Source organism: Consotaella aegiceratis, assembly GCF_036541425.1.
GTDB classification, from domain to species: domain Bacteria; phylum Pseudomonadota; class Alphaproteobacteria; order Rhizobiales; family Rhizobiaceae; genus Consotaella; species Consotaella aegiceratis.
In genome coordinates, this window is sequence record NZ_JAZHFT010000057.1 from 1 (window position 1) to 23124 (window position 23124).

Annotated in this window: 35 protein-coding genes; 33 read left to right on the forward strand and 2 right to left on the reverse strand. The window is 64.4% G+C overall.

The features are described from left to right. From SMD10_RS22650 to SMD10_RS22805, 32 genes are all read left to right on the forward strand, one after another. Positions 1-127, forward strand: a 127-nt coding sequence (locus SMD10_RS22650) for an EF-Tu C-terminal domain-related protein (protein ID WP_331688051.1), incomplete at its 5' end; no start/stop codon positions are given. A gap of 168 nt (positions 128-295) precedes the next feature. Next, on the forward strand, positions 296-604 hold the full coding sequence (rpsJ, locus tag SMD10_RS22655; protein WP_007066362.1) for a 30S ribosomal protein S10: 309 nt from the start codon (positions 296-298) through the stop codon (positions 602-604). Between the two features lie 24 nt (positions 605-628). Next, positions 629-1348, forward strand: a complete 720-nt coding sequence (gene rplC / locus SMD10_RS22660) for a 50S ribosomal protein L3 (protein ID WP_331688019.1) — start codon at positions 629-631, stop codon at positions 1346-1348. Between the two features lie 4 nt (positions 1349-1352). Continuing rightward, positions 1353-1973, forward strand: coding sequence for a 50S ribosomal protein L4 (gene rplD / locus SMD10_RS22665; RefSeq protein ID WP_331688020.1), 621 nt, complete (start codon positions 1353-1355; stop codon positions 1971-1973). Next, on the forward strand, positions 1970-2263 hold the full coding sequence (locus SMD10_RS22670) for a 50S ribosomal protein L23 (protein ID WP_331688021.1): 294 nt from the start codon (positions 1970-1972) through the stop codon (positions 2261-2263). Before rplD ends, SMD10_RS22670 begins: the two co-directional genes overlap by 4 nt. Before the next feature lie 23 nt (positions 2264-2286). Next, positions 2287-3123: a 50S ribosomal protein L2 gene (rplB, locus tag SMD10_RS22675; RefSeq protein WP_331688022.1), complete on the forward strand. Its 837-nt coding sequence runs from the start codon at positions 2287-2289 to the stop codon at positions 3121-3123. Positions 3124-3135: 12 nt separating this feature from the next. Beyond that, positions 3136-3414: a 30S ribosomal protein S19 gene (rpsS, locus tag SMD10_RS22680; RefSeq protein WP_331688023.1), complete on the forward strand. Its 279-nt coding sequence runs from the start codon at positions 3136-3138 to the stop codon at positions 3412-3414. Position 3415: 1 nt separating this feature from the next. Continuing rightward, positions 3416-3799 (forward strand): 50S ribosomal protein L22, encoded by a 384-nt coding sequence (rplV, locus tag SMD10_RS22685; protein ID WP_331688024.1) that lies wholly within the window; start codon positions 3416-3418, stop codon positions 3797-3799. Beyond that, entirely contained in the window at positions 3799-4503 is a 705-nt protein-coding gene (gene rpsC, locus SMD10_RS22690) for a 30S ribosomal protein S3 (RefSeq protein ID WP_331688025.1), read from the forward strand. The genes rplV and rpsC overlap by 1 nt, the downstream gene beginning before the upstream one ends. Positions 4504-4528: 25 nt before the next feature. Continuing rightward, the gene (gene rplP / locus SMD10_RS22695; RefSeq protein WP_331688026.1) at positions 4529-4942 is read left to right on the forward strand and encodes a 50S ribosomal protein L16; all 414 of its coding nucleotides are present in this window, start codon (positions 4529-4531) and stop codon (positions 4940-4942) included. Positions 4943-4953: 11 nt separating this feature from the next. After that, a complete protein-coding gene (rpmC, locus tag SMD10_RS22700; RefSeq protein ID WP_331688027.1) occupies positions 4954-5154 on the forward strand; it encodes a 50S ribosomal protein L29 in 201 nt (66 codons plus the stop codon). Between the two features lie 9 nt (positions 5155-5163). Then, a complete protein-coding gene (gene rpsQ, locus SMD10_RS22705; RefSeq protein ID WP_331688028.1) occupies positions 5164-5409 on the forward strand; it encodes a 30S ribosomal protein S17 in 246 nt (81 codons plus the stop codon). Between the two features lie 61 nt (positions 5410-5470). Further along, positions 5471-5839, forward strand: coding sequence for a 50S ribosomal protein L14 (rplN, locus tag SMD10_RS22710; protein WP_331688029.1), 369 nt, complete (start codon positions 5471-5473; stop codon positions 5837-5839). Between the two features lie 12 nt (positions 5840-5851). After that, positions 5852-6166, forward strand: coding sequence for a 50S ribosomal protein L24 (rplX, locus tag SMD10_RS22715; RefSeq protein ID WP_331688030.1), 315 nt, complete (start codon positions 5852-5854; stop codon positions 6164-6166). Then, complete coding sequence (rplE, locus tag SMD10_RS22720; RefSeq protein WP_331688031.1) at positions 6159-6722, forward strand: 50S ribosomal protein L5; 564 nt, start codon at positions 6159-6161, stop codon at positions 6720-6722. The genes rplX and rplE overlap by 8 nt, the downstream gene beginning before the upstream one ends. Positions 6723-6746: 24 nt before the next feature. Then, positions 6747-7052 carry a 30S ribosomal protein S14 gene (gene rpsN / locus SMD10_RS22725; RefSeq protein WP_331688032.1) on the forward strand — a complete coding sequence of 102 codons (306 nt, stop codon included), beginning with the start codon at positions 6747-6749 and terminating at the stop codon, positions 7050-7052. Positions 7053-7064: 12 nt separating this feature from the next. Further along, positions 7065-7463, forward strand: a complete 399-nt coding sequence (gene rpsH, locus SMD10_RS22730) for a 30S ribosomal protein S8 (RefSeq protein ID WP_331688033.1) — start codon at positions 7065-7067, stop codon at positions 7461-7463. Positions 7464-7499: 36 nt separating this feature from the next. Beyond that, the gene (rplF, locus tag SMD10_RS22735) at positions 7500-8033 is read left to right on the forward strand and encodes a 50S ribosomal protein L6 (protein WP_331688034.1); all 534 of its coding nucleotides are present in this window, start codon (positions 7500-7502) and stop codon (positions 8031-8033) included. An 11-nt stretch (positions 8034-8044) separates the two neighbouring features. Continuing rightward, a complete protein-coding gene (gene rplR / locus SMD10_RS22740) occupies positions 8045-8407 on the forward strand; it encodes a 50S ribosomal protein L18 (RefSeq protein WP_331688035.1) in 363 nt (120 codons plus the stop codon). Positions 8408-8501: 94 nt separating this feature from the next. Next, positions 8502-9053 carry a 30S ribosomal protein S5 gene (rpsE, locus tag SMD10_RS22745; RefSeq protein WP_331688036.1) on the forward strand — a complete coding sequence of 184 codons (552 nt, stop codon included), beginning with the start codon at positions 8502-8504 and terminating at the stop codon, positions 9051-9053. A gap of 54 nt (positions 9054-9107) precedes the next feature. Continuing rightward, positions 9108-9311, forward strand: a complete 204-nt coding sequence (gene rpmD / locus SMD10_RS22750) for a 50S ribosomal protein L30 (protein WP_331688037.1) — start codon at positions 9108-9110, stop codon at positions 9309-9311. Between the two features lie 16 nt (positions 9312-9327). After that, positions 9328-9804 carry a 50S ribosomal protein L15 gene (gene rplO, locus SMD10_RS22755; protein ID WP_331688038.1) on the forward strand — a complete coding sequence of 159 codons (477 nt, stop codon included), beginning with the start codon at positions 9328-9330 and terminating at the stop codon, positions 9802-9804. A gap of 71 nt (positions 9805-9875) precedes the next feature. Further along, on the forward strand, positions 9876-11219 hold the full coding sequence (secY, locus tag SMD10_RS22760; RefSeq protein ID WP_331688039.1) for a preprotein translocase subunit SecY: 1344 nt from the start codon (positions 9876-9878) through the stop codon (positions 11217-11219). Further along, positions 11216-11863 carry an adenylate kinase gene (locus tag SMD10_RS22765; protein WP_331688040.1) on the forward strand — a complete coding sequence of 216 codons (648 nt, stop codon included), beginning with the start codon at positions 11216-11218 and terminating at the stop codon, positions 11861-11863. The genes secY and SMD10_RS22765 overlap by 4 nt, the downstream gene beginning before the upstream one ends. A 305-nt stretch (positions 11864-12168) precedes the next feature. Further along, positions 12169-12537 (forward strand): 30S ribosomal protein S13, encoded by a 369-nt coding sequence (gene rpsM / locus SMD10_RS22770; RefSeq protein ID WP_331688041.1) that lies wholly within the window; start codon positions 12169-12171, stop codon positions 12535-12537. A 76-nt stretch (positions 12538-12613) separates the two neighbouring features. Next, positions 12614-13003 (forward strand): 30S ribosomal protein S11, encoded by a 390-nt coding sequence (gene rpsK, locus SMD10_RS22775; RefSeq protein WP_078708305.1) that lies wholly within the window; start codon positions 12614-12616, stop codon positions 13001-13003. Positions 13004-13118: 115 nt separating this feature from the next. Next, positions 13119-14141, forward strand: coding sequence for a DNA-directed RNA polymerase subunit alpha (locus tag SMD10_RS22780; protein WP_331688042.1), 1023 nt, complete (start codon positions 13119-13121; stop codon positions 14139-14141). 146 nt (positions 14142-14287) lie between these two features. Further along, positions 14288-14713, forward strand: coding sequence for a 50S ribosomal protein L17 (rplQ, locus tag SMD10_RS22785; protein ID WP_331688043.1), 426 nt, complete (start codon positions 14288-14290; stop codon positions 14711-14713). Between the two features lie 109 nt (positions 14714-14822). Then, complete coding sequence (locus SMD10_RS22790; RefSeq protein WP_331688044.1) at positions 14823-15881, forward strand: NAD-dependent epimerase/dehydratase family protein; 1059 nt, start codon at positions 14823-14825, stop codon at positions 15879-15881. 259 nt (positions 15882-16140) lie between these two features. After that, complete coding sequence (locus SMD10_RS22795; protein ID WP_331688045.1) at positions 16141-16308, forward strand: hypothetical protein; 168 nt, start codon at positions 16141-16143, stop codon at positions 16306-16308. A 361-nt stretch (positions 16309-16669) separates the two neighbouring features. Further along, complete coding sequence (locus SMD10_RS22800; RefSeq protein ID WP_432757303.1) at positions 16670-18010, forward strand: Do family serine endopeptidase; 1341 nt, start codon at positions 16670-16672, stop codon at positions 18008-18010. An 85-nt stretch (positions 18011-18095) separates the two neighbouring features. Then, positions 18096-19454, forward strand: a complete 1359-nt coding sequence (locus SMD10_RS22805; protein WP_331688047.1) for a replication-associated recombination protein A — start codon at positions 18096-18098, stop codon at positions 19452-19454. Between the two features lie 19 nt (positions 19455-19473). On the opposite strand, the gene SMD10_RS22810 is transcribed toward SMD10_RS22805, so the two are convergent. Further along, entirely contained in the window at positions 19474-20007 is a 534-nt protein-coding gene (locus tag SMD10_RS22810; RefSeq protein WP_331688048.1) for a GNAT family N-acetyltransferase, read from the reverse strand. Positions 20008-20282: 275 nt separating this feature from the next. After that, on the reverse strand, positions 20283-21962 hold the full coding sequence (locus SMD10_RS22815) for a putative transporter (protein ID WP_331688049.1): 1680 nt from the start codon (positions 21960-21962) through the stop codon (positions 20283-20285). A gap of 723 nt (positions 21963-22685) precedes the next feature. Here SMD10_RS22815 and SMD10_RS22820 point away from each other — a divergent pair. Next, positions 22686-22907, forward strand: a complete 222-nt coding sequence (locus tag SMD10_RS22820; protein WP_331688050.1) for a hypothetical protein — start codon at positions 22686-22688, stop codon at positions 22905-22907. Positions 22908-23124 lie beyond the last annotated feature (217 nt).

Genomic DNA, 23124 nt, shown 5'->3' on the forward strand with positions numbered 1-23124 from the left:
GGGCGACAACGTGACGATGGACGTGACGCTGATCGTGCCGATCGCGATGGAAGAGAAGCTGCGCTTCGCCATCCGCGAAGGCGGCCGCACCGTCGGCGCCGGTATCGTCTCCTCGATCGTCGAGTAGGCGCAGGTTAGGGGGCGCGACCCGGCCCTCATCGGGTCGCGCCCTTCTTTTGCCCTTCGGGGCAGAAGGCACGCCCAATGGGGCGTTCCGTTTGAATTGGCTGAAGAATGACAAGCGCTCGGAAGGCGCCTCGGTAATGGCAAAGCTTCCGACGAGAGGACGAACGCAATGAACGGCCAGAATATCCGCATCCGCCTGAAGGCCTTCGACCACCGGGTCCTCGACGCCTCGACGCGTGAGATCGTCTCGACGGCGAAGCGCACGGGTGCGAATGTGCGCGGACCCATTCCGCTGCCGACCCGCATTGAAAAGTTCACGGTGAACCGCTCGCCGCACATCGACAAGAAGTCGCGCGAGCAGTTCGAGATGCGCACCCACAAGCGTCTTCTCGACATCGTCGATCCGACCCCGCAGACGGTTGATGCGCTGATGAAGCTGGATCTGGCTGCCGGCGTCGACGTCGAGATCAAGCTCTGATCCGGGCACGAGAAGGATAGCGCCATGCGTTCAGGTGTGATTGCACAGAAGGTCGGCATGACCCGCGTCTACAACGAGGCGGGAGAACATGTGCCGGTGACCGTTCTCAAGGTCGAGAACTGCCAGGTCGTGGCTCAGCGCACGCAGGAGAAGAACGGCTACACCGCCGTTCAGCTCGGTGCCGGGCTCGCCAAGGTCAAGAATACGTCGAAGTCGATGCGCGGCGTCTTCGCTCAGGCGAGCGTCGAGCCGAAGCGCAAGCTGGCCGAGTTCCGCGTCTCCGACGACAACATGATCGACGTCGGTGCCGAAATCACCGCCGACCACTTCGTCGCCGGCCAGAAGGTCGACGTGACGGGCACGTCGATCGGTAAGGGCTTCGCCGGTGCCATGAAGCGGCACAATTTCGGTGGTCTGCGCGCCACCCACGGCGTGTCGGTCTCGCACCGTTCCCACGGTTCGACCGGCCAGCGCCAGGACCCCGGCAAGGTCTTCAAGAACAAGAAGATGGCCGGCCATATGGGCCAGACGCGAGTGACGGCGCAGAACCTCGAGGTGGTGCGCACCGATGCGGACAAGGGCCTGATCCTCGTTCGCGGCGCCGTGCCGGGCTCGAAGGGCGGCTGGATCCTCATCCGCGATGCGGTCAAGGCAATGCTGCCTGAGAATGCGCCGAAGCCTGCGGCGCTGCGCTCGGCGGCCAACGGCGCCGAGGCGGCGGAAGCTTCCGAAGGGGCGGAATAAGAAAATGGACGTAACGATCAAAACGCTCGACGGCGGTGACGCCGGCACGGTGAGCCTGGCCGACGAGATCTTCGGCCTGGAGCCGCGCGACGACATTCTGCAGCGCATGGTGCGCTGGCAGCTGGCGCGTCGTCAGCAGGGCACGCACAAGAGCAAGGGCCGCTCGGAGATCGCCCGCACCGGTGCCAAGCTGTACCGGCAGAAGGGCACCGGCCGCGCCCGTCACGGCGCCGCCCGCGCCCCGCAGTTCCGCGGCGGTGGCAAGGCGCACGGCCCGGTCGTCCGCAGCCATGCTCACGACCTGCCCAAGAAGGTCCGTGCGCTGGCGCTCAAGCACGCTCTTTCGGCGAAGGTGAAGGCGGAAAGCCTGATCGTCGTCGACGAACTCGCGGCGGCCGAGGCCAAGACCAAGGCGATGGCGACTAAGTTTGCCTCGCTCGGCCTGAACAACGCGCTGCTGATCGGCGGCGCCGAGCTCGACGAGAACTTCAGCCGTGCGGCGCGCAACCTCGCGCACATCGACGTGCTGCCGGTTCAGGGCATCAACGTCTATGACATTCTGCGGCGCCGGACGCTGGTCCTGTCCAAGGCAGCGGTCGAGGCTCTGGAGGAGCGCTTCAAATGAGCAACCTTCGCCACTACGACATCATCACGAGCCCCGTGATCACCGAGAAATCGACGATGGTCTCGGAGTTCAACAAGGTGGTCTTCAACGTCCCGACGACGGCGACCAAGCCTGAGATCAAGGCGGCGGTCGAGAGCCTGTTCGGGGTGAAGGTCACCTCCGTCAATACGCTGATCCGCAAGGGCAAGGTGAAGCGTTTCCGCGGCCGCGTCGGTCGCCAGAGCGACCAGAAAAAGGCCATCGTGACGCTGGCGGAAGGTCAGTCGATCGACGTGTCGACCGGTCTTTAAGCGCGGGCCATAGGAATTCAGTCATGGCATTGAAGAACTTCAAACCGACCACGCCGAGCCAGCGCCAGCTGGTTCTCGTCGATCGCTCGGCGCTGTGGAAAGGCAAGCCCGTCAAGCAGCTCACCGAAGGGCTGACGCAGAAGGGTGGACGCAACAATCGCGGCCGCGTGACGGCGCGCTATCAGGGCGGCGGCCACAAGCGGACCTATCGGCGCATCGATTTCAAGCGTCGCAAGTTCGATGTGGCGGGCACGGTCGAGCGGCTCGAGTACGATCCGAACCGGACCGCGTTCATCGCGCTGATCCGATACGAGGATGGCGAGCTGGCCTATATCCTGGCGCCGCAGCGCCTCGCGGTCGGCGATAGCGTGATTTCGGGTCTGTCCGGCATCGACGTGAAGCCGGGCAACGCGATGCCGCTGTCGGCGATCCCGGTCGGCACCATCATCCACAATGTGGAGATGAAGCCGGAGAAGGGCGGCCAGATCGCGCGTTCGGCGGGCAGCTACGCCCAGCTGGTCGGCCGCGAGCAGGGCATGGCCATGCTGCGGTTGAACTCGGGCGAGCAGCGCCTGGTCCCGGGCTCGTGCCTGGCCACCATCGGTGCGGTGTCGAACCCCGACCACGGCAACATCAATCTCGGCAAGGCGGGCCGCTCACGCTGGCTCGGCAAGCGGCCGCATGTGCGCGGCGTCGCCATGAACCCGGTCGATCATCCGCATGGTGGTGGTGAAGGCCGCACCTCGGGTGGCCGTCATCCGGTCACGCCCTGGGGTCAGCCGACCAAGGGCAAGCGGACGCGGCACAACAAGTCGACCGACAAGTACATCCAGCGTTCGCGCCATCAGCGCAAGAAATAAGAGGCTCGTCTCATGGCACGTTCCGTTTGGAAAGGTCCGTTTGTCGACGGATACCTCCTGAAGAAGGCCGACAAGGTTCGCGAGGGCGGCCGCAACGAGGTGATCAAGATGTGGAGCCGTCGCTCCACCATCCTGCCTCAGTTCGTCGGCCTGACCTTCGGCGTCTACAACGGCAACAAGCACATCCCGGTGTCGGTCAACGAGGACATGGTGGGACACAAGTTCGGCGAGTTCGCGCCGACCCGCACCTATTACGGCCACGGCGCCGACAAGAAGGCGAAGAGGAAGTAACATGGGCAAGCCGAAGGCCGAGCGCCGGCTGAAGGACAACGAGGCTAAGGCGGTTGCCCGTACGATCCGGGTCAGCCCCCAGAAGCTCAATCTCGTCGCGCAGATGATCCGCGGCAAGAAGGTCGAGACGGCGCTGGCCGATCTGACCTTCTCGCGCAAGCGGATCGCCGAGACGGTGAAGAAGACGCTGGAAAGCGCCATTGCGAACGCCGAGAACAATCACGATCTCGACGTCGACGCGCTGGTGGTGGCCGAAGCCTATGTCGGCAAGTCGATCACCATGAAGCGTTTCCACACCCGCGGTCGTGGCCGGGCCAGTCGCGTTGAGAAGCCATTCTCGCACCTCACCATTGTGGTGCGCGAAGTCGAAGAGGAGGCCGCCTGATGGGTCAGAAAGTCAATCCGACCGGCCTTCGGCTCGGCATCAACCGCACCTGGGATTCGCGTTGGTACGCCAATACCGGCGAATACGGCACCTTGCTTCATGAGGATCTGAAGATCCGCGAGTTCCTGATGGAGGAGCTGAAGCAGGCCGCGGTGTCGAAGATCGTCATCGAGCGGCCGCACAAGAAGTGCCGGATCACGATCCACTCGGCGCGTCCGGGCATCGTCATCGGCAAGAAGGGCGCCGACATCGAGAAGCTGCGCCGCAAGCTGGCGCGGATGACCGATGCCGAAACGCACATCAACATCGTCGAGGTGCGCAAGCCTGAGACCGACGCGACCCTGGTTGCTCAGTCGATCGCCCAGCAGTTGGAGCGCCGCGTCGCGTTCCGCCGCGCCATGAAGCGCGCCGTTCAGTCGGCGATGCGTCTCGGCGCCGAGGGCATCCGCATCAACTGCGCGGGCCGTCTCGGCGGCGCTGAGATCGCGCGCATGGAGTGGTACCGCGAAGGCCGCGTGCCGCTGCATACGCTGCGCGCCGACGTCGACTATGGCACGGCCGAGGCTCACACCGCTTATGGCGTGTGCGGGGTCAAGGTCTGGATCTTCAAGGGCGAGATCCTTGAGCACGATCCGATGGCCTCCGAGCGCCGTGCGGTCGAGGGTGACAGCCAGGGCAGCTCGCGTCGCCGCGAGCACGCCTGAGCGAGAATTTCGGAGTCGATAAGAAATGTTGCAGCCAAAGCGCACGAAATATCGCAAGGCGTTCAAGGGGCGCATTCACGGCACGGCCAAGGGCGGTTCCACCCTCAACTTCGGCGCGTTCGGCCTGAAGGCGATGGAGCCGGAGCGGGTGACCGCTCGGCAGATCGAGGCGGCCCGCCGCGCGATCACCCGCCAGATGAAGCGCCAGGGCCGCGTCTGGATCCGCATCTTCCCGGACCTGCCGGTCACCTCCAAGCCGACCGAAGTCCGCATGGGTAAGGGCAAGGGCTCCGTCGATTTCTGGGCCGCCCGGGTCCATCCCGGACGCATCATGTTCGAGATCGACGGCGTTGCCGAGGATGTCGCGCGCGAGGCGCTGCGGCTCGGCGCCGCCAAGCTGCCGATCAAGACGCGCTTTATCCAGCGCATCGCTGAATAGGAGGATCCGGGATGAAAGCCTCCGAGATCAAGACGAAGACCCAGGACGAACTCGTCGACGAACTGGCGAAGCTGAAGAAGGAGCAGTTCAACCTGCGCTTCCAGCGGGCCACGGGTCAGCTCGAAAACACCGCCCGCGTGCGCCAGGTGCGTCGCGACATCGCGCGGATCAAGACCATCGCCCGCCAGAAGGCGGCCGAGGCAAAGGCCTGAGGATCAACAATGCCGAAACGCGTTTTGCAGGGGACGGTGGTCTCCGACAAGAACGACAAGACGGTCGTCGTGCTGGTTGAGCGGCGCTTTACGCACCCCTTGTTCAAGAAGACGGTGCGCCGCTCGAAGAAATATAAGGCGCATGACGAGCTGAACGAATGCAAGGTCGGCGACATCGTCTCCATCCAGGAGACGCGGCCGATCTCGAAGGACAAGTGCTGGACCGTCCTCAAGGACGAAGTGGCAGCAGGTTGATTGATAGTGCCGGGGGTGGCAGCGGCCACTCTCAGCGTCAGACATTTGAAGGCGGCCTGACATGATTCAGATGCAAACAAACCTCGACGTCGCTGACAATTCCGGCGCCCGTCGTGTCATGTGCATCAAGGTGCTGGGCGGCTCGAAGCGGAAGTATGCCTCGGTGGGCGACATCATTGTCGTCTCCGTCAAGGAGGCCATTCCGCGGGGCCGCGTGAAGAAGGGCGACGTGATGAAGGCCGTGGTCGTCAGGACCGCGAAGGACATCCGGCGGCCCGACGGCTCTGTCATCCGGTTCGACCGCAATGCGGCGGTGCTGGTCGACAACAAGAAGGAGCCGGTCGGCACGCGTATCTTCGGCCCTGTGCCGCGCGAGCTGCGCGCCAAGAGCCACATGAAGATCATCTCGCTGGCGCCCGAAGTGCTTTAAAGGAACCGCACGATGCAAAAGATCAAAAAAGGCGACACCGTCGTCGTGCTGGCCGGCAAGGACAAGGGCCGCAGCGGCGAAGTGATCCAGGTCAAGCCGAAGGAAGACCGCGCCGTGGTGCGCGGCATCAACATGGTTCGCCGCCACCAGAAGCAGACTGCCAGCCAGGAGGCCGGCATCGTCGCCAAGGAAGCGCCGATCCATTTGTCGAACTTGGCGCTGGCCGATCCCGACGACGGCAAGGCGACGCGGGTTGGTATCAAGATTCTGGACGATGGCCGCAAGGTGCGCATCGCCAAGCGTTCGGGAGCACAGATCGATGGCTGAAGCAGCAACGGCTTATGAGCCGCGCCTGAAGCGGTACTACCGCGACACGGTGCGCCAGCAGATGAAAGAAAAGTTCGGTTACGCGAACGAGATGCAGATCCCGCGTATCGACAAGATCGTGGTCAACATGGGCGTCGGCGAATCGACCGGCGATTCCAAGAAGCCCTCGGTGGCCGCCGACGATCTCGCGCAGATCACCGGCCAGAAGGCGGTGGTGACCCGCGCCCGCAAGTCGATCGCCGGCTTCAAGCTGCGCGAGGGCATGCCGATCGGCGCCAAGGTCACCCTGCGGCGCGAGCGCATGTATGAGTTCCTGGATCGTGTCGTGCAGATCGCTCTGCCGCGCGTCCGCGACTTCCGGGGCCTCAACCCCAAGAGCTTCGATGGTCACGGCAACTTCGCCATGGGCCTGAAGGAGCACATCGTGTTCCCCGAGATCAATTACGACAAGGTCGATCAGATCTGGGGAATGGACATCATCGTCTGTACGACGGCGGAAACCGACGACGAAGCCCGGGCGCTCTTGACGGCGTTCAACTTCCCGTTCCGTCAGTAACGGCGGCGAGAAAAGGATCACATCATGGCCAAGAAAAGCGCCATCGAGAAGAACAAGCGCCGCGAGCGCATGGTGAAGCGTTACGCTTCCAAGCGGGCCGAGCTGAAGGCGATCGCCAAGAACGCCGAGGCGCCGATGGAAGAGCGCTTCAAGGCGCAGTTGGAGCTTGCCGAGCTGCCGCGCAACAGCGCCCGGGTGCGCCTGCGCAACCGCTGCGAGGTGACGGGTCGTCCGCGCGCCTACTATCGCAAGCTCAAGATGAGCCGTATCGCGCTGCGTGACCTTGGCAACGAGGGCAAAGTGCCCGGCGTCGTCAAGTCGAGCTGGTAAGGGAGACGTCCGATGGCTTTGTCAGATCCTCTCGGCGATATGCTGACCCGCATCCGCAACGCGGTGATGCGCAACAAGAGCTCCGTCACCACGCCGGCCTCCAAGCTGCGCGGCCGCGTTCTCGACGTCCTCAAGGACGAGGGCTATATCCGCGGCTATTCGGTGACCGACTACGGCAACGGAAAGTCGGAGTTCGAGATCGAGCTCAAGTATTTCGAGGGTGCGCCGGTGATCCGCGAGATCGCTCGCATCTCCAAGCCCGGCCGTCGCGTCTACGTTTCGGCGAAGACGATCCCGCATGTGGCCAACGGGCTGGGGATCTCGGTGCTGTCGACTCCGAAGGGCGTCATGGCCGACCACGCTGCTCGCGAGCAGAACGTGGGCGGCGAGGTCCTTTGCCGCGTCGTCTGACGCAGCGACGATCCTTACGAACGGACAGGTTGTACGATGTCTCGCATAGGAAAAAAGCCCGTTGTGGTTCCTGACGGCGTCTCGGTTTCCGTCGAGGGCCAGACCGTCAAGGCCAAGGGGCCGAAGGGCGAACTCTCCTTCGTGGTGAACGAGGAAGTTCTGGTCAAGATGGAAGAGGGCGGCGTCAAGGTCGATCCGCGCGATCAGTCGAAGGAGGCACGCTCCAAGTGGGGCATGTCGCGCACGATGATCGCCAACATCTGCAAGGGTGTGAAGGACGGCTTCGAAAAGCGCCTCGAGATCAACGGCGTCGGCTATCGCGCCGCGATGCAGGGCAAGAACCTGCAGCTGGCTCTTGGCTTCAGCCACGACGTCATTTACCAGGTGCCGGAAGGCATTCAGATCCAGGTGCCGCGGCCCACGGAGATCATCGTGTCGGGGATCGACAAGCAGCAGGTCGGACAGGTCGCTGCCGAGATCCGCGAATATCGCGGCCCCGAGCCCTACAAGGGCAAGGGCGTGAAGTACGCGAACGAGACGATCGTCCGCAAGGAAGGCAAGAAGAAGTAAGGCTTCTGATCATGGCTACCCCTAAGGAAATCACCAGGCGTCGCGCCTCGCGCGTTCGCCGGGCCTTGAAAGCGGTCGCTGGCGGCCGCCCGCGCCTTTCCGTTCATCGCTCGTCGAAGAACATCTATGCGCAGGTCATCGACGATTCGGTCGGTCGGACGCTGGCTTCGGCCTCGACGCTCGAGCCGACGCTGCGCAGCGACTTGAAGACCGGCGCCGATACCGCTGCCGCCGCTGCCGTCGGAAAGCTCCTGGCCGAGCGGGCCAAGGAAGCCGGCGTCACGGACGTGGTGTTCGACCGCGGCTCTTTCATCTATCACGGCCGCGTCAAGGCGCTGGCCGATTCGGCCCGCGAAGGCGGACTGAACTTCTAAGGCGGACCGCACGACGGACCGCCTGATCGCCGAAAGCGGCCACTTGGCCGCTTTTAAATGTTTGACGCCTCCGGAAAAGAACAAGGACAGGATCATGGCGCCAAGGAATGAACGGAATGACCGCGACGAGCGCGACGACGGGTTTGTCGATCGTCTCGTCCATATCAATCGCGTCGCCAAGGTGGTCAAGGGTGGCCGCCGTTTCGGCTTCGCCGCGCTCGTCGTCGTCGGCGACCTGAAGGGCCGGGTCGGCTTCGGCCACGGCAAGGCGCGTGAGGTGCCCGAGGCGATTCGCAAGGCCACGGAAGCCGCCAAGCGCGACATGATCTTCGTGCCGCTGCGCGAGGCGCGCACGCTGCATCACGACGTCGCCGGCCGCCATGGCGCGGGCCGCGTCCTGCTTCGCTCGGCCGAAGCCGGTACCGGCATCATCGCCGGTGGTCCGATGCGCGCCGTGTTCGAGGCCGTCGGCATGCACGACGTGGTGGCCAAGTCGCTGGGCTCGTCCAACCCGTACAACATGGTGCGGGCCACGTTCGATGCGCTGAAGCACCAGATGCATCCGAAAGACGTCGCCGCCAAGCGTGGAATCAAGTATTCGACGCTTCAGGCTCGCCGCCGCGACCTGGTGGGCGCGGAAGACTGATCGAAAGGCGGGGCGCGAGACGCGAACCGCCGCAGTTGACGAAGGAGCCTCCAGATGGCCGCCAAGAAGCCCGCGAGCAAGACCGTGACCGTCGAGCAGATCGGCAGTCCGCTGCGCCGTCCCGACGTGCAGCAGAAGACGCTGATCGGCCTCGGTCTCAATAAGATGAATCGCCGTCGCACGCTGGAGGATACTCCGGCTGTCCGCGGCATGATCGCCAAGGTTCAGCACCTCGTCCGCGTCGTCGACGAAGCCTGAGCCGGGAGACTGTCAGATGAAACTCAACGAACTTTCCGACAAGGACGGCGCGACGCATTCTCGCAAGCGCGTCGGTCGCGGTATCGGCTCCGGCCTCGGCAAGACCGGCGGCCGTGGCGTGAAGGGCCAGAAGTCGCGCTCCGGCGTGGCGCTCAATGCGTTCGAGGGTGGCCAGATGCCGCTCTATCGGCGCCTGCCCAAGCGCGGTTTCACCAACATTTTCGCCAAGAACTACAACGTCGTGTCGGTTGGCCGCCTGCAGCAGGCGGTGGATGCCGGCAAGCTCGACGCGTCGCAGAAGATCGACGTGTCGAGCCTGAAGACGGCTGGTATCGTGCGCCGTCCGAAGGATGGCGTCCGGTTGCTCGGCGACGGCGAATTGTCGGCCAAGCTTGACATTGTCGTCGCGGGAGCGTCGAAGACGGCCATCGAAAAGGTTGAAAAGGCCGGCGGATCGGTGACGACCGAGGTGAAGGCCGAAGCGACCGCTTAGGCTTTTGACCGTGTGCCGCTTGCGGCCGAACGTTTCGGCCGGACGCTGACCTTCGACTTGAGGATTTTGCGATGGCTTCGGCTGCGGAACAACTTGCCGCCAATCTCAATTTCTCGGCTTTCTCCAAAGCCGAGGATCTCAAGAAGCGCATCTGGTTCACGCTGGGTGCGCTCGTCGTCTATCGGCTGGGAACTTACATTCCCATGCCGGGTATCAATCCGGATGCCTTCTCGCAGGCCTTCCAGCAGCAGTCGACGGGCATCCTTGGCCTGTTCAACATGTTCGCCGGCGGCGCGGTCAAGCGCATGGCGATCTTCGCGCTGGGCATCATGCCCTACATCTCCGCGTCGATCATCATTCAGCTGATGACCTCGGTGGTCCCCTCGCTCGAGAGCCTCAAGAAGGAGGGCGAGCAGGGCCGCAAGATCATCAATCAATACACTCGCTACGGCACCGTGTTGTTGGCGACCGTGCAGGCCTATGGCATCGCCGCAGGGCTGGAGCAGGCCAACAACATCGTCGTCGATCCGGGCTGGTTCTTCCGCGTTTCCACGGTGATCACCCTGGTCGGCGGCACGATGTTCCTGATGTGGCTGGGTGAGCAGATCACCTCGCGCGGCATTGGCAACGGCATCTCGTTGATCATCTTCACCGGCATCGTGGCCAATCTTCCGAGCGCGGTCGCCCGTCTGCTTGAGCTGGGCCGCACCGGCGCGCTGTCGACCGGGATTATTCTCGGCGTCATCGTGGTGGCGATCGCCTGCGTCGCCTTCATCGTCTTCATGGAGCGTGCGCAGAGGCGTCTTCTGATCCAGTATCCGAAGCGCCAGGTCGGCAACCGCATGTTCCAGGGCGACACGTCGCATTTGCCGCTCAAGCTGAACACCTCGGGCGTCATCCCGCCGATCTTCGCCTCGTCGCTGCTGCTTCTGCCGGTGACCGTGGCGAACTTCGCCGACACCTCGACGCTGCCGGGATGGGCGACGGCGATCATCGCGTCGCTCGGTCACGGCCAGCCGCTCTACATGATCATCTACGCGGCGCTGATCGGCTTCTTTGCCTTCTTCTACACGGCGGTTGTCTTCAATCCGAAGGATACGGCCGACAATCTGAAGCGCCACGGCGGCTTCATTCCGGGCATTCGTCCGGGCGAGCGGACGGCCGAATACATCGACTACGTGCTGACGCGCATCACCGTGCTCGGCGCGATCTACCTGATCCTCATCTGCATGTTGCCGGAGTTCCTGATCTCAGCCGCCGGCGTGCCGTTCTACCTGGGCGGAACGTCGCTCCTGATCGTCGTCAGCGTGACGATGGACACCGTTGCCCAGATCCAGGGCCACCTCCTGGCGCATCAGTACGAGGGCTTGGTCAAGAAGGCGAAACTGCGCGGAGGACGGCGAGGCACGCGATGAGATTGATCCTGGTGGGACCGCCTGCGGCCGGTAAGGGAACGCAGGCGCACCGCCTCGTGCAGAAGTACAAGATCCCACAGCTCTCGACGGGAGACATGCTTCGCGCGGCGGTGGCGGCGAAGACGGAAGTCGGGCTTCGCGCCAAGGCTGTCATGGATGCCGGAAATCTGGTTTCCGATGACATCGTGAACGCCATCGTGGCCGAGCGAATCGGCCAGCCGGACTGCGCCAACGGATTCATCTTCGACGGCTATCCGCGGACGCTGGTTCAGGCCGATGCGGCGGACAAGATGCTCGCCGAGCTGGGACAGTCGCTCGATCACGTGATCGAGGTCCGGGTCGACGACGACGTTCTGGTGCATCGCGTTTCGGGCCGCTTCACCTGTGCGACCTGCGGGGCCGTCTATCACGATCAGGACCGGCGGCCTGAGGTCGACAGTGTCTGCGATGTCTGCGGCGGGACGGAGTTCAAGCGTCGGCCCGACGACAATGCCGAGACGATGCAGACTCGTCTGCGCACCTACTACAAGGACACGTCGCCGCTGCTCGGCTTCTATTACTGCAAGGGGCTGCTGCGGACGATCGACGGCATGCAGCCGATCGACGACGTGACGGCAGCCATCGAGCGAATCGTCGCCTCCTAGAGGCAGCGAATGTCCGAAGGCCCCGCCGCATCTTATGGCGCTGGCGGTCGGACAGAACAAATTGGAGCGGCGCGGAGGGGCATCCCGGCTGCGGCGTTACGAAGACCGCGATCAGCGGGCCTGGATAAGGTGGTGTCGGCTGTTGACACCGAGCCTTGAGGCAACCTATATGTCGCGCCTATTCGCGAAATTGAGCGATTGGCGCGGGTACCGCAAGGGAAACCCGGCCGGTCGTTTTCGCCTGTTGGGTCCCGCCAATGCACGGCATGGGCCGACTGGCCCTGAACAATCTGAGGAGAACGGACGTGGCCCGTATCGCTGGCGTCAACATCCCGACCAACAAGCGCGTTGTGATCGCGCTGCAGTACATTCACGGCATCGGCCCCACCTTCGCCAAGGAAATCGTCAGCAAGGTCAACATCGGCGACGAGCGTCGCGTGCATGACCTGAGCGACGCGGAGGTTCTCCAGATTCGTGAGATCATCGACCGCGACTATCAGGTCGAGGGCGATCTCCGCCGCGAGACGGCGATGAACATCAAGCGGCTGATGGATCTGGGCTGCTATCGCGGCCTGCGTCATCGTCGCGGCCTGCCGGTTCGCGGCCAACGCACGCACACCAACGCCCGCACCCGCAAGGGTCCGGCCAAGGCGATCGCCGGCAAGAAGAAGTAAGTCCGGTCGCGCGCTGTGAGGCGCGGCCGCGGTGGAGCCGCCGGCACTACGGCGGTGATGATATCAAGGATCAGGAATGGCTAAAGACACACAGCGCGTTCGCCGTCGTGAGCGCAAGAACATCACGTCGGGCGTGGCCCACGTCAACTCCTCGTTCAACAACACGCTGATCACCATTACGGACGCCCAGGGCAATGCGATTGCCTGGTCGTCGGCGGGGTCTCAGGGTTTCAAGGGATCGCGCAAGTCGACGCCGTTCGCCGCGCAGATCGCCGCCGAGGACGCGGCCAAGAAGGCCCAGGAGCATGGCATGCGCACCCTCGAGGTCGAGGTGTCGGGGCCGGGCTCGGGTCGTGAGTCGGCTCTTCGGGCGCTTCAGGCGGCTGGGTTTACGATCACCTCGATCCGCGACGTGACGCCGATCCCGCACAATGGCGTGCGGCCGCGCAAGAAGCGCCGCGTCTGACGCCGCGCAGTGGGCCGGGCGTCGTCCGGCCCCTTTGGCCGTATGGGAGGCGCTGGCTTCCTGCAGACCCATCGCCACGATTGGATGGTGGCGAGGAAACTGAAAGGCTGCTGCCATGATTTCAAGCAATTGGCAAAATTTGACCAAGCCGAACCAGGTTGTCTTCAAGGGCGATGGAAGCCGCACGAAGGTGACGCTGACGGCTGAGCCTCTGGAGCGCGGCTTCGGCCTGACGCTCGGCAATGCGCTTCGTCGCGTGCTCCTGTCCTCGCTGCAGGGCGCCGCGATCACCGCGATCCAGATCGACGGCGTGCTGCATGAGTTCTCCTCGATCGCCGGTGTGCGCGAGGACGTCACCGACATCGTGCTGAACATCAAGGAGATCGCGATCCGTAAGGAGGGCGAAGGCCCGAAGCGGATGGTGCTGCGTAAGCAGGGGCCGGCGGTCGTCCGGGCGGGCGATATCCAGACCGTTGGCGATGTCGAAGTGCTCAACCCCGAGCATGAGATCTGCACGCTGGACGAAGGCGCGGAGATCCGCATCGAGTTCACCGTCAACAACGGCAAGGGCTACGTCCCGGCCGACCAGAACCGCGCCGAGGATGCGCCGATCGGGTTGATCCCGGTCGACAGCCTGTTCTCGCCGGTGAAGAAGGTGTCCTACAAGGTCGAGAACACCCGTGAGGGGCAGGACCTGAACAAGGACAAGCTCACCATGCAGATCGAGACCGACGGCTCGATCACCGGCGAGGATGCCGTGGCCTATGCCGCACGCATTCTGCAGGACCAGCTGTCGGTGTTCGTGAATTTCGAGGAGCCGCAGCGCGAGGCTCGCGGCGGCGGCGAAGAGCAGATGGCGGAGCTCGCCTTCAACCCGGCGCTGCTCAAGAAGGTCGACGAGCTGGAACTGTCGGTTCGCTCGGCCAATTGCCTGAAGAACGACAACATCGTCTATATCGGCGACCTCATTCAGAAGACCGAGGCGGAGATGCTGCGTACTCCGAACTTCGGCCGCAAGTCGCTGAACGAGATCAAGGAGGTTCTCGCCTCCATGGGTCTCCATCTCGGCATGGAAGTCAGCGCCTGGCCGCCCGAGAATATCGACGACCTCGCCAAGCGCTACGAAGACCAATACTGAGGAAACTGCTGGTCCCGGTGGCGCAAGCCGCCGGGACCTTTCGCAATCATTCAAAGGCACGGCGACCTGTCTCGGGTTTCCCAAGGCAGGGACGCAAAGATACCGACCACCGGCTCAAGCCGGAGCACTGTCAAGGATAGAGACTCATGCGCCACGCCAATCGCGGACGGAAGCTCAACCGCACCGCCAGCCACCGCAAAGCGATGTTCGCCAACATGGCCGCTTCGCTCATCGTCCACGAGCAGATCGTCACCACGCTGCCCAAGGCGAAGGACCTGCGTCCGATCGTCGAAAAGCTGGTGACGCTGGGCAAGCGCGGCGACCTGCACGCGCGTCGTCAGGCGATCTCGCAGACCCGCGACGAGGTCGCGGTCCGCAAGCTGTTCGATACGCTTGCCTCGCGCTATGTCGGCCGCAACGGCGGCTACACCCGCGTTCTGAAGGCCGGTTTCCGGCGCGGCGACAATGCGCCGATGGCGGTGATCGAATTCGTCGATCGCGATCCTGAGGCCCGTGGCGCAATCGATCGCGCCCGGCTGGAGGCCGAAGCCGCCGAGGGCGAATCGGCCTGATCGATCCCGATCGTTGCGACCATCAGGGAAGGGGGCCTTGCGCCCCCTTTTGTCGTTTTGGCGGATGGCCGATAATCGAGCCGCGATCCGATCGGGAGGGGAGAGGTCGATGGCTGCCGTGAGCGAGATGCCGGAAAGCTTCCGGTCGACCGATGACCGTGTGCTTTTGACTGGCCTTTCGGGCTTTATCGCGAAGTTCGTCGCGCTCGATCTGCTTCAGCGCGGATATCGCGTGCGGGCCACCGTGCGATCGGCTGCAAAGGGAGACGCCACACGGGAGACGCTGCGGCATAACGGTGCAGACACCGCGCGGCTGGAGATCGTCGAAGCTGACCTCGGACAGGATACCGGCTGGAGCGAAGCCGCAAGCGGCTGTCGCTTCATCCTCCACATGGCCTCGCCCTTTCCGATGGCGCAGCCGCGCGACAAGTTTGCGCTGGTTCCCACCGCGCGCGACGGCGCCGTGCGCGTCATGCGGGCGGCCAAGCAAGCCGGAGCCGAGCGCGTGGTGATGACCTCGTCGATCGCCGCCGTCGGATACGGCCATTCCGCCGCGCTCACGCGACCTCTGGGCGAGGCGGATTTCTCCAACGTCGACAGCGACGCGATTTCGCCCTACGCGGTCTCCAAGACGCTGGCCGAACAGGCGGCACGCGAAGCGCTGCGTGGCAGCGCGGTCGAGTTCGTCACGATCAATCCGGTTCTGGTCTTGGGGCCGCTGCTCGATGACGACTTCGCGGCATCGATCGAGATTGTGCGGACGATGATGAAGGGGCGCATGCCGGCGGTTCCCGATATTGCGCTGGGGATCGTCGACGTCCGCGATGTCACGGCCGCGCATGTGGCGGCGCTGCTGTTGTCGCCCGAGGCGCCGGGCCGCCGCTTCATCCTCGCCGCGGAGAGCCTGACGCTCCGCGAGATCGGCGAGATTATCGCCGACCGGTTTCCCGAATACCGCGCGCGCATGCCGCGCTTCACCTTGCCCGACTGGGCGGTGAAGGCGGCCGCGTTCGTTTCTCCGCAGATCCGTCAGGCAGTGCCCGAATTGGGGTCGAAGCGAACCTACGACACGCAGCCGGCGAGGACGATCTTGGGCGTGGCGTTGCGCGATGCGGCCGAGGCTGTGGCGGCCACGGGCCAGGCGCTGATCGAGCGCAAGCTCGTCTGATCCCGAAGGCCCGGATCTGCGCGGAGGCGCCCCGAAAGAGCGTGATAACAGTGACCGATCAAATCGGTGCAAACCCGGCCCGCTGTGGCAAAACGGCGATAGCGCCGGAGGGTAAAGCGTGCGAATGGAGAGCCCGCGTCGAAGCGGGATAAAATTGATCTCGCAGCGCAACCTTTTGGGCTTCAACTGCATTCAACGGGTAACGAAAAGTCAATGCCGGCAAAAATGCGGCAACGTTAACCCGGGCTCAACGAATCTCATGCAAAATATCGAAACTGATCTCTCGAGAGGCGAATTCTCGATGCGCCGGACGCTCCTGACCCTGCTTGGTGCCATTGCCGCTTTTGGCGTGCTGACCGCAAGCTACGCGACCGCTGATCTGCCTGAGGCGGCATCCGCCTCGGAGGTCGCTATCGTCGGGCAGTAGGCCAGCCTGAAAAATTACATCTGAGTAAGGGGCCGCCCAGGCCCCTTTTTCACGACTTTATTCTGAGTTATCGCCGGGATGATCGTGCGGCTGCAAAGCGCCACACTCATCTCAGGATCTTCCGGTGAAATTCAAAACCTCCCTGCTTCTCGCGGTTCTCGTCATCGTCGTTGCGATCTTCGCCGTTTCCGGCGGAGGCAAATGGGCGTTCGAAGGCCTGTCAGCCGGTCGGCACGCAACGAACGACGAAGCGAGCGCCGCGCAACTTTCCGAAACGCAGCCGTCAGAGCCCGTCCCGGCACATTCTGTCTCGGATCCGGTGATCGTAGCACAGGCAGCGCCGCCGCCGCCGATCCCGTCGATGCCGGTCGATCCGCAGCCCGAGCGGACGGTGCCGTCGGACAAGGCGCAGATGCAGCTGTCCTTTGCACCGCTGGTCAAGGCGACGGCCCCGGCTGTCGTCAACGTCTATGCCGCCCGCACGGTGCCGACGCGATCGCCCTTTGCCGGCGACCCGTTCTTCGAGCGCTTCTTCGGCGGACGCTTCAACGCCCGCCCGCGCATCGAGCAGTCGCTGGGCTCCGGCGTCATTGTCGACAAAAGCGGGCTCATCATCACCAACAACCACGTCATCGACGATGCCGACGAGGTGAAGGTGTCGCTCGCCGACGGACGTGAATTCGACGCCGACATCCTGACCAAGGACGCGCAGGCGGATCTGGCCGTTCTGCGCATCGAGGGCGACGAGGATTTTCCGACGATCGCTCTCGCCGATTCAGACCAGCTGGAGATCGGCGATCTGGTCCTGGCCATCGGCAATCCGTTCGGCATCGGCCAGACGGTGACGAGCGGCATCGTGTCGGCGCTCGCCCGCACCCACATCGGCGTCGACGACTATGGCTATTTCATCCAGACCGATGCGGCGATCAATCCGGGCAACTCCGGCGGCGCACTGATCGACATGGAAGGGCGCCTTGTCGGCGTCAACACCGCGATCTTCTCGCGTTCGGGCGGCTCTAACGGCATCGGCTTCGCGATTCCTTCCAACATGGTGGGCGTCTTCGTCGACGCCGCGCGACAGGGCCGGCCGTTCGAGCGGCCCTATGTCGGTGCGAGCTTTGCCCCGGTGACGGCCGACATCGCCGAGGCTGTCGGTCTGCCACGCCCGACCGGCGCACTGGTCCAGGACGTGACGCCGGACAGCCCGGCGGCCAAGGCCGGCCTTCAGCCCGGCGAGGTGGTGCTCGCCGTCGACGGCTTCGCCGTGGATGGACCGGACGCCCTGGGCTATCGCTTCGCCACCAGCGGAGTGGGCCAGACGGTATCGCTGGACGTGCTCTCCGGCGACGACCACGAGACCGTGAAGGTCGCGCTGATCGAGGCACCGGAAGTGCCGCCGCGTGATCTGCGCACGCTGTCGGGCAACAATCCCTTTTCGGGCGCCAAGGTCGGAAATCTTTCGCCACGGCTGGCCAACGAACTGGAGATGTCGACAGACAAGAGCGGCGTGGTGGTCGTCGGCGTCGCTGCGCGCTCCATCGCCGCGCAGATCGGTCTGCAGCCCAACGACATTCTCGTCAGCCTGAACGGACAGCGGATCGAATCCACCAAGCGCCTGGAGGCGATGCTGAACGACCGTCCGCGGAGCTGGGAGTTTGAGATCGAGCGCAACGGCCAGCGCATTCGCCGCGTGGTGCGATAGCGGGCTTGCCCCTATATGATGACCGAACGGAACGCGCCCGATCGGCGCTTCCCAAGGCGCCAGCGCTCGAAAGGCGGAACCGTCCATGTCTGATCTCTTCGGCTCTCTCCCGGAGCCGGCTCCAGACAAACGGCAGCGATCGACGGAGCCGTCCTCGCCCGATCGCGGCGGCCCGGGGCGGCCGCTGGCCGATCGTCTGCGGCCCGCCCGGCTCGCCGAGGTGGTCGGGCAGGAGCATTTGACGGCCGAGGGCGGTGCGCTGACCCGGATGCTGGCAGCCGGCACGCTCGGCTCGATGGTCTTCTGGGGGCCGCCCGGCACCGGCAAGACCACCGTGGCGCGCCTCCTGGCCGGCGAAGTCGACTACGCCTTCGAGCAGATCTCGGCGATCTTCTCCGGTGTGGCCGACCTGAAAAAGGTGTTCGAGACGGCGCGGATGCGCCGCTCCAACGGACGCCAGACGCTGCTCTTCGTCGACGAGATCCACCGCTTCAATCGGGCGCAGCAGGACTCCTTTCTGCCGGTGATGGAGGACGGCACCGTCGTTCTCGTCGGCGCCACCACGGAAAATCCGTCGTTCGAGCTCAACGCCGCGCTTCTGTCGCGCGCCCGCGTCCTGGTGTTCCGGCCGCTGGGCGAGGAGGCCCTTGCGGCTTTGCTGGCGCGGGCGGAGGGCGCCGAGGGGCGCGAACTGCCGCTCGACGAGGCGGGCCGGGCGATGCTGGTGGGGCTGGCCGACGGCGACGGCCGGGCCGTGTTGAGCCTCGCCGAAGAGGTCTGGCGCGCCGCCCAGCCGGGCGAAGTGTTCGGCGCCGAGGCTCTGCGCGAGATCGTGCAGCGCCGGGCGCCGGTCTACGACAAGGGCCAGGACGGCCACTACAATCTGATCTCGGCTCTGCACAAGGCGGTGCGCGGCTCGGACCCCGACGCGGCGCTCTATTATCTCGCGCGCATGCTCGATGCCGGCGAAAACCCGCTCTATCTCGGCCGCCGCATGGTGCGCATGGCGAGCGAGGATATCGGCCTGGCCGATCCCCAGGCGCTGGTCATCGCCAACGCCGCCAAGGACGCCTACGACTATCTGGGGTCGCCGGAAGGCGAACTGGCGTTGGCAGAAGCCGTCGTCTATCTGGCAACGGCGCCTAAGTCGAATGCCGTCTACACCGCCTTCAAGGCTGCCCAGCGCGCGGCGAAGGAGCACGGGTCGCTGCTGCCGCCCAAGCACATCCTGAACGCGCCCACCAAGCTGATGGCCTCGGAAGGCTACGGCTCCGGCTATATCTACGACCACGACACGCCGGACGCCTTTTCCGGCCAGGACTACTTTCCGACGGAGATGGGCCGGCAGACCTTCTACCGACCCACGGGGCGGGGCCTGGAAGCGCAACTCGCCAAGCGTCTCGATCATTGGACGCGCCTCAGGGCGGAGCGCAGCGGCAAGTGAGGTCGCCGCGCGTCGGCTGTCAGATGCGATGCAGGCGCGCCATGGCAAAGACGTCGGCATAGGCGCCGTCACGGAAGGCGTAGGCCCGGAGCGTTCCCTCGGTTTCGAATCCGAATTTGCGATAGAGCGCGATCGCCGGTGCGTTGTCGGTGAAGACCGTCAGCTCGATGCGGCGGATGTCGAGCCAGTTGTCGGCCGAGTCGACCAGCGCCGCCAGCAGGGTTGTCCCGATGCCGCGCCCGACATGGCCGTCGTGCACCATCATGCCCAAGGTCGCCACATGCTGACGCCGCCCCGCAATGCGGGAGAGGTCGGCGCTGCCAACCACCCGGCTGTCGATTTCGGCCACCACGTTGAGCTTGTCCGGACCATGGCTTTCCAGCCATTTTCGCGTGGCCTCCGGCCGTTGAAACGGCGGGCGCAGCGTGCCGCGCCGAACGCCGGGCAGGTTCTGGATGGCGCACAACGCTTCCGCGTCGTCCGGACGGCTGGCGCGGACGGCGATCTGCGAACTTTTCGGCCCGTCCTCGGATTCGCTGTCGGGGTTGGACATTCGTCCGTCTCCTATCGGTGAGGGCCGGACGGAGACAAGGCTTGCAGACCCTTCGACCGTCTCGGCCGGGTCTGCGGAACATGATCGAGGCCGCTACGGCCGCACGAAACCCGCACACCCGGAGAGGGGCGTGAGCATGGCCACGGTCGAGAGGCAGCGGTTGATCATGGGCGGCACATTCGTCGCGTCCGCCGGGCTTGTCAATATCCGCTTCGGCTGAAACGCAAACGGCCCGGGACGAGCCCGAGCCGTTGCCGCAAGGGGTGGGATGTCCGCTAGGACAGTCCCCATAGCATCGCAATGATGAGCTGCGGGGCGATGATGCGCAGGCACATCGTCAGAGGATAGACGGCCGAGTAGCCGGTCGACTGGGCCTGCGACGGCGACAGGGCGTTGGCGAAGGCCAGCGCTGGCGGGTCGGTCATCGTGCCCGACAGCACGCCGCACAGCGTCAAGTAGTTCAGCTTCAGGAAGATCCTGGCGAACAGGCCGACGAGGAACAGCGGAATGAAGGTGATGAGCGTCGCCTGCGCCATCCAGATCAGACCGTCGCCGGAGACGATCGAACTGATGAACCGCGGCCCGGAATAAATGCCCACGCAGACCATGAAGCAGGTGATGCCGAGTTCGCGGACGATGTGGTTGACGCCCGGCGGCATGAACCAGACGACGGGGCCGATGCTGCCCAGGCGGGAGAGCAGGATCGCCACGATGAGCGGTCCGCCGGCAAGGCCGAGCTTGATCGGCACGGGGACCCCGGGAATGGCGAAGGGAATGCTGCCCAAAAGGACACCGAGCGCCAGGCCGATGAAGATCGGAATCACCTGGGCGTGGGTAAGGCTCTTGTCGTCGTTGCCGATCGCTTCGGCGAAGTGGTCGAGCTTGCCGCGCTCGCCCACCACCATGAGGATGTCGCCGAACTGCAGATGGGTGGCGCCGTCGGGCACCAGCTCGAGGCTCTGGCGGTTCAGCCGGGTGATCGAGACGCCGTAGGTCCTGAGCGGATCGACCTCGCCGATGGTCCGGCCGAACATCCTGGAATGGGTCACCACCAGGCGCCGCGACTGCAACTGGCTCGACGGCTCCTCCTCCAGGCTGATGCGCGCCGGCTGCCCGAGCAGCCACTGCAGGTCCTGCAGGTTCCGCTTCTCGCCGACGGCCAGTACCACGTCGTTGAGCTTAATACGAAAATCGGCGTTCGCCACGGTCTGCACCCCGTCGCGCGAGACGCGGCTGATCACCAGCTTGCGGCTGGCGCCGCCGAGGATCTCGCTCACCGTATGGCCGGCCACCTGCTCGTTGCGGACCTCGATGTTCATCCGGTCGAGGGCCTTCTGGCTGGACCGGCGGCTTTCCTCCCATTGCGCGGCCTCGCGCGGAATGGCCACGCCGAAGAAGATCCGGATCAACGCCATCACCAGGAGAATGCCGATGATGCCGAAGGGATAGGCGACGGCGTAGGCCGCCGCAGGCGTCGCCAGCTGCTGCGGCGTGGCGGCGACTTGGCCAAGCATGCCGATGCCGGCGGCCAGCGAGGGCGTGTTGGTGGTGCCGCCCGAGAACAGGCCGATCACGGCCTCCCAGGGCGTGTTGAAGGCATAGTGAAGCCCGACGGCGATCAACGCGCCGCCGCCGACGATCAGAACGGCCAGAATGTTGAGGCGCAGGCCGTCCTTGGCAAAGGACGAAAAGAAGGTCGGGCCAACGGCATTGCCGATGCCGTAGACGAACAGCGCAAGGCCGAACTCGCGGATGAATTCGAGCATGTGCTCGTTCATCGACAGGCCGAAATAGCCGAAGAAGATGCCGGCGAAGAGCGGGCCGGCAATGCCCAGCTTAATCCCAAACAGCCTGATCTCGCCGATTGCCAGACCCGTTACGGCGACCAACGAGACGGCGAACAGGGCGTTGGCTACGCCGTGTCCGCTCGAAAACAGGCTTTCCCAGAGCTCCATGGAGCCTCCTTTCAGGCAAAGACGTGTCGTGCAAAGACTGGGAGCGAGATTGCACGGACCGACACGTGAGGAAGATCTTGTTGCGACGGCCGTCGACGCGACCGCCGGATGTCGGCGGAATCAACGAACGTTCGGAGTTTCGGCATGGGGTTTGTTTCGACCGCATGCGAACCAGCCACTCAATTTTCCGAAGGTAAAGCGCAGAACCGCTTCATGGATCGCTCGTGTGCTTGAGGTAAGCTTGGGATCCTTTTGAAGGATCGCACCAAGGTCAAACCGTGAAACTCGATTCCGCGAGACATAGGCATGGAAGGTTCCAGCAGTCTGAAGTTATTCTAATCGAGTCACAGAGCTTATTAATTTGTACTTGTCATTATACATCAACCGGCGATGCCAGGTTGATCTGTGTCAAGAGCGGTGGGTCGCTTCTGTCGCAGGGCGTATTCGGGGGCAGGGCGAGGATGGCGAAAAGCCGTGCTCGCTCACGGTTTTGCGACGTTCGATCCCAGGCGCGCGGCGACGCCGAGTCGGATTGTCGCATCGGAAGTCCGTCGCGCAGGGCGGCCGACATGTCGGTCATGCCGGCGATGTTTTCCGCCGGCACGCCGCGGGGCGCGACCGCATGTGAGGAGGAGCGTTCTGGGCCGAATGACTCCTGCTTTTGCCAGCGGCCTGCCGACCCTGTTACGGTCGGGCAAGCCACCAGCAAAGAAGGAGAGATCCATGTCGAATGAAACAGGGCCCGGCGAGGGCGGCATCCAAGGCGTCTGGGTCGACCGGCTGGATGGCGTCTCTCAGTTACCTGACGGCAACGTCGCCCTGATCATCCGCAATGGCGACGTTCCCATCGGGATCGTCTTCACGCCGGACGACGCCAGGGACGCCGCCAAGCTGCTGGAGTCCGTATGGGATACGTCCGACGTTGGAACCGATCCCATCAACTAGGGCCTCGACAGGTCCCGCGACGCTTGCCGCAGCTCTTGGCCGAAAGGGCGGCGGGGCCGCCCCCAGACTGCTGACAAAGCCCTGGCGGAACAGGCTGTGTGGAAAGCCGGGCAAATCAGATAGGATGGCCGCCTTGGGAACAGGGCGGCCATTTTCATGGGATATATCGTCGGCGAGGATCGGGAGCAGGTATCGCTTCTGCCGTCACGGATCGAAG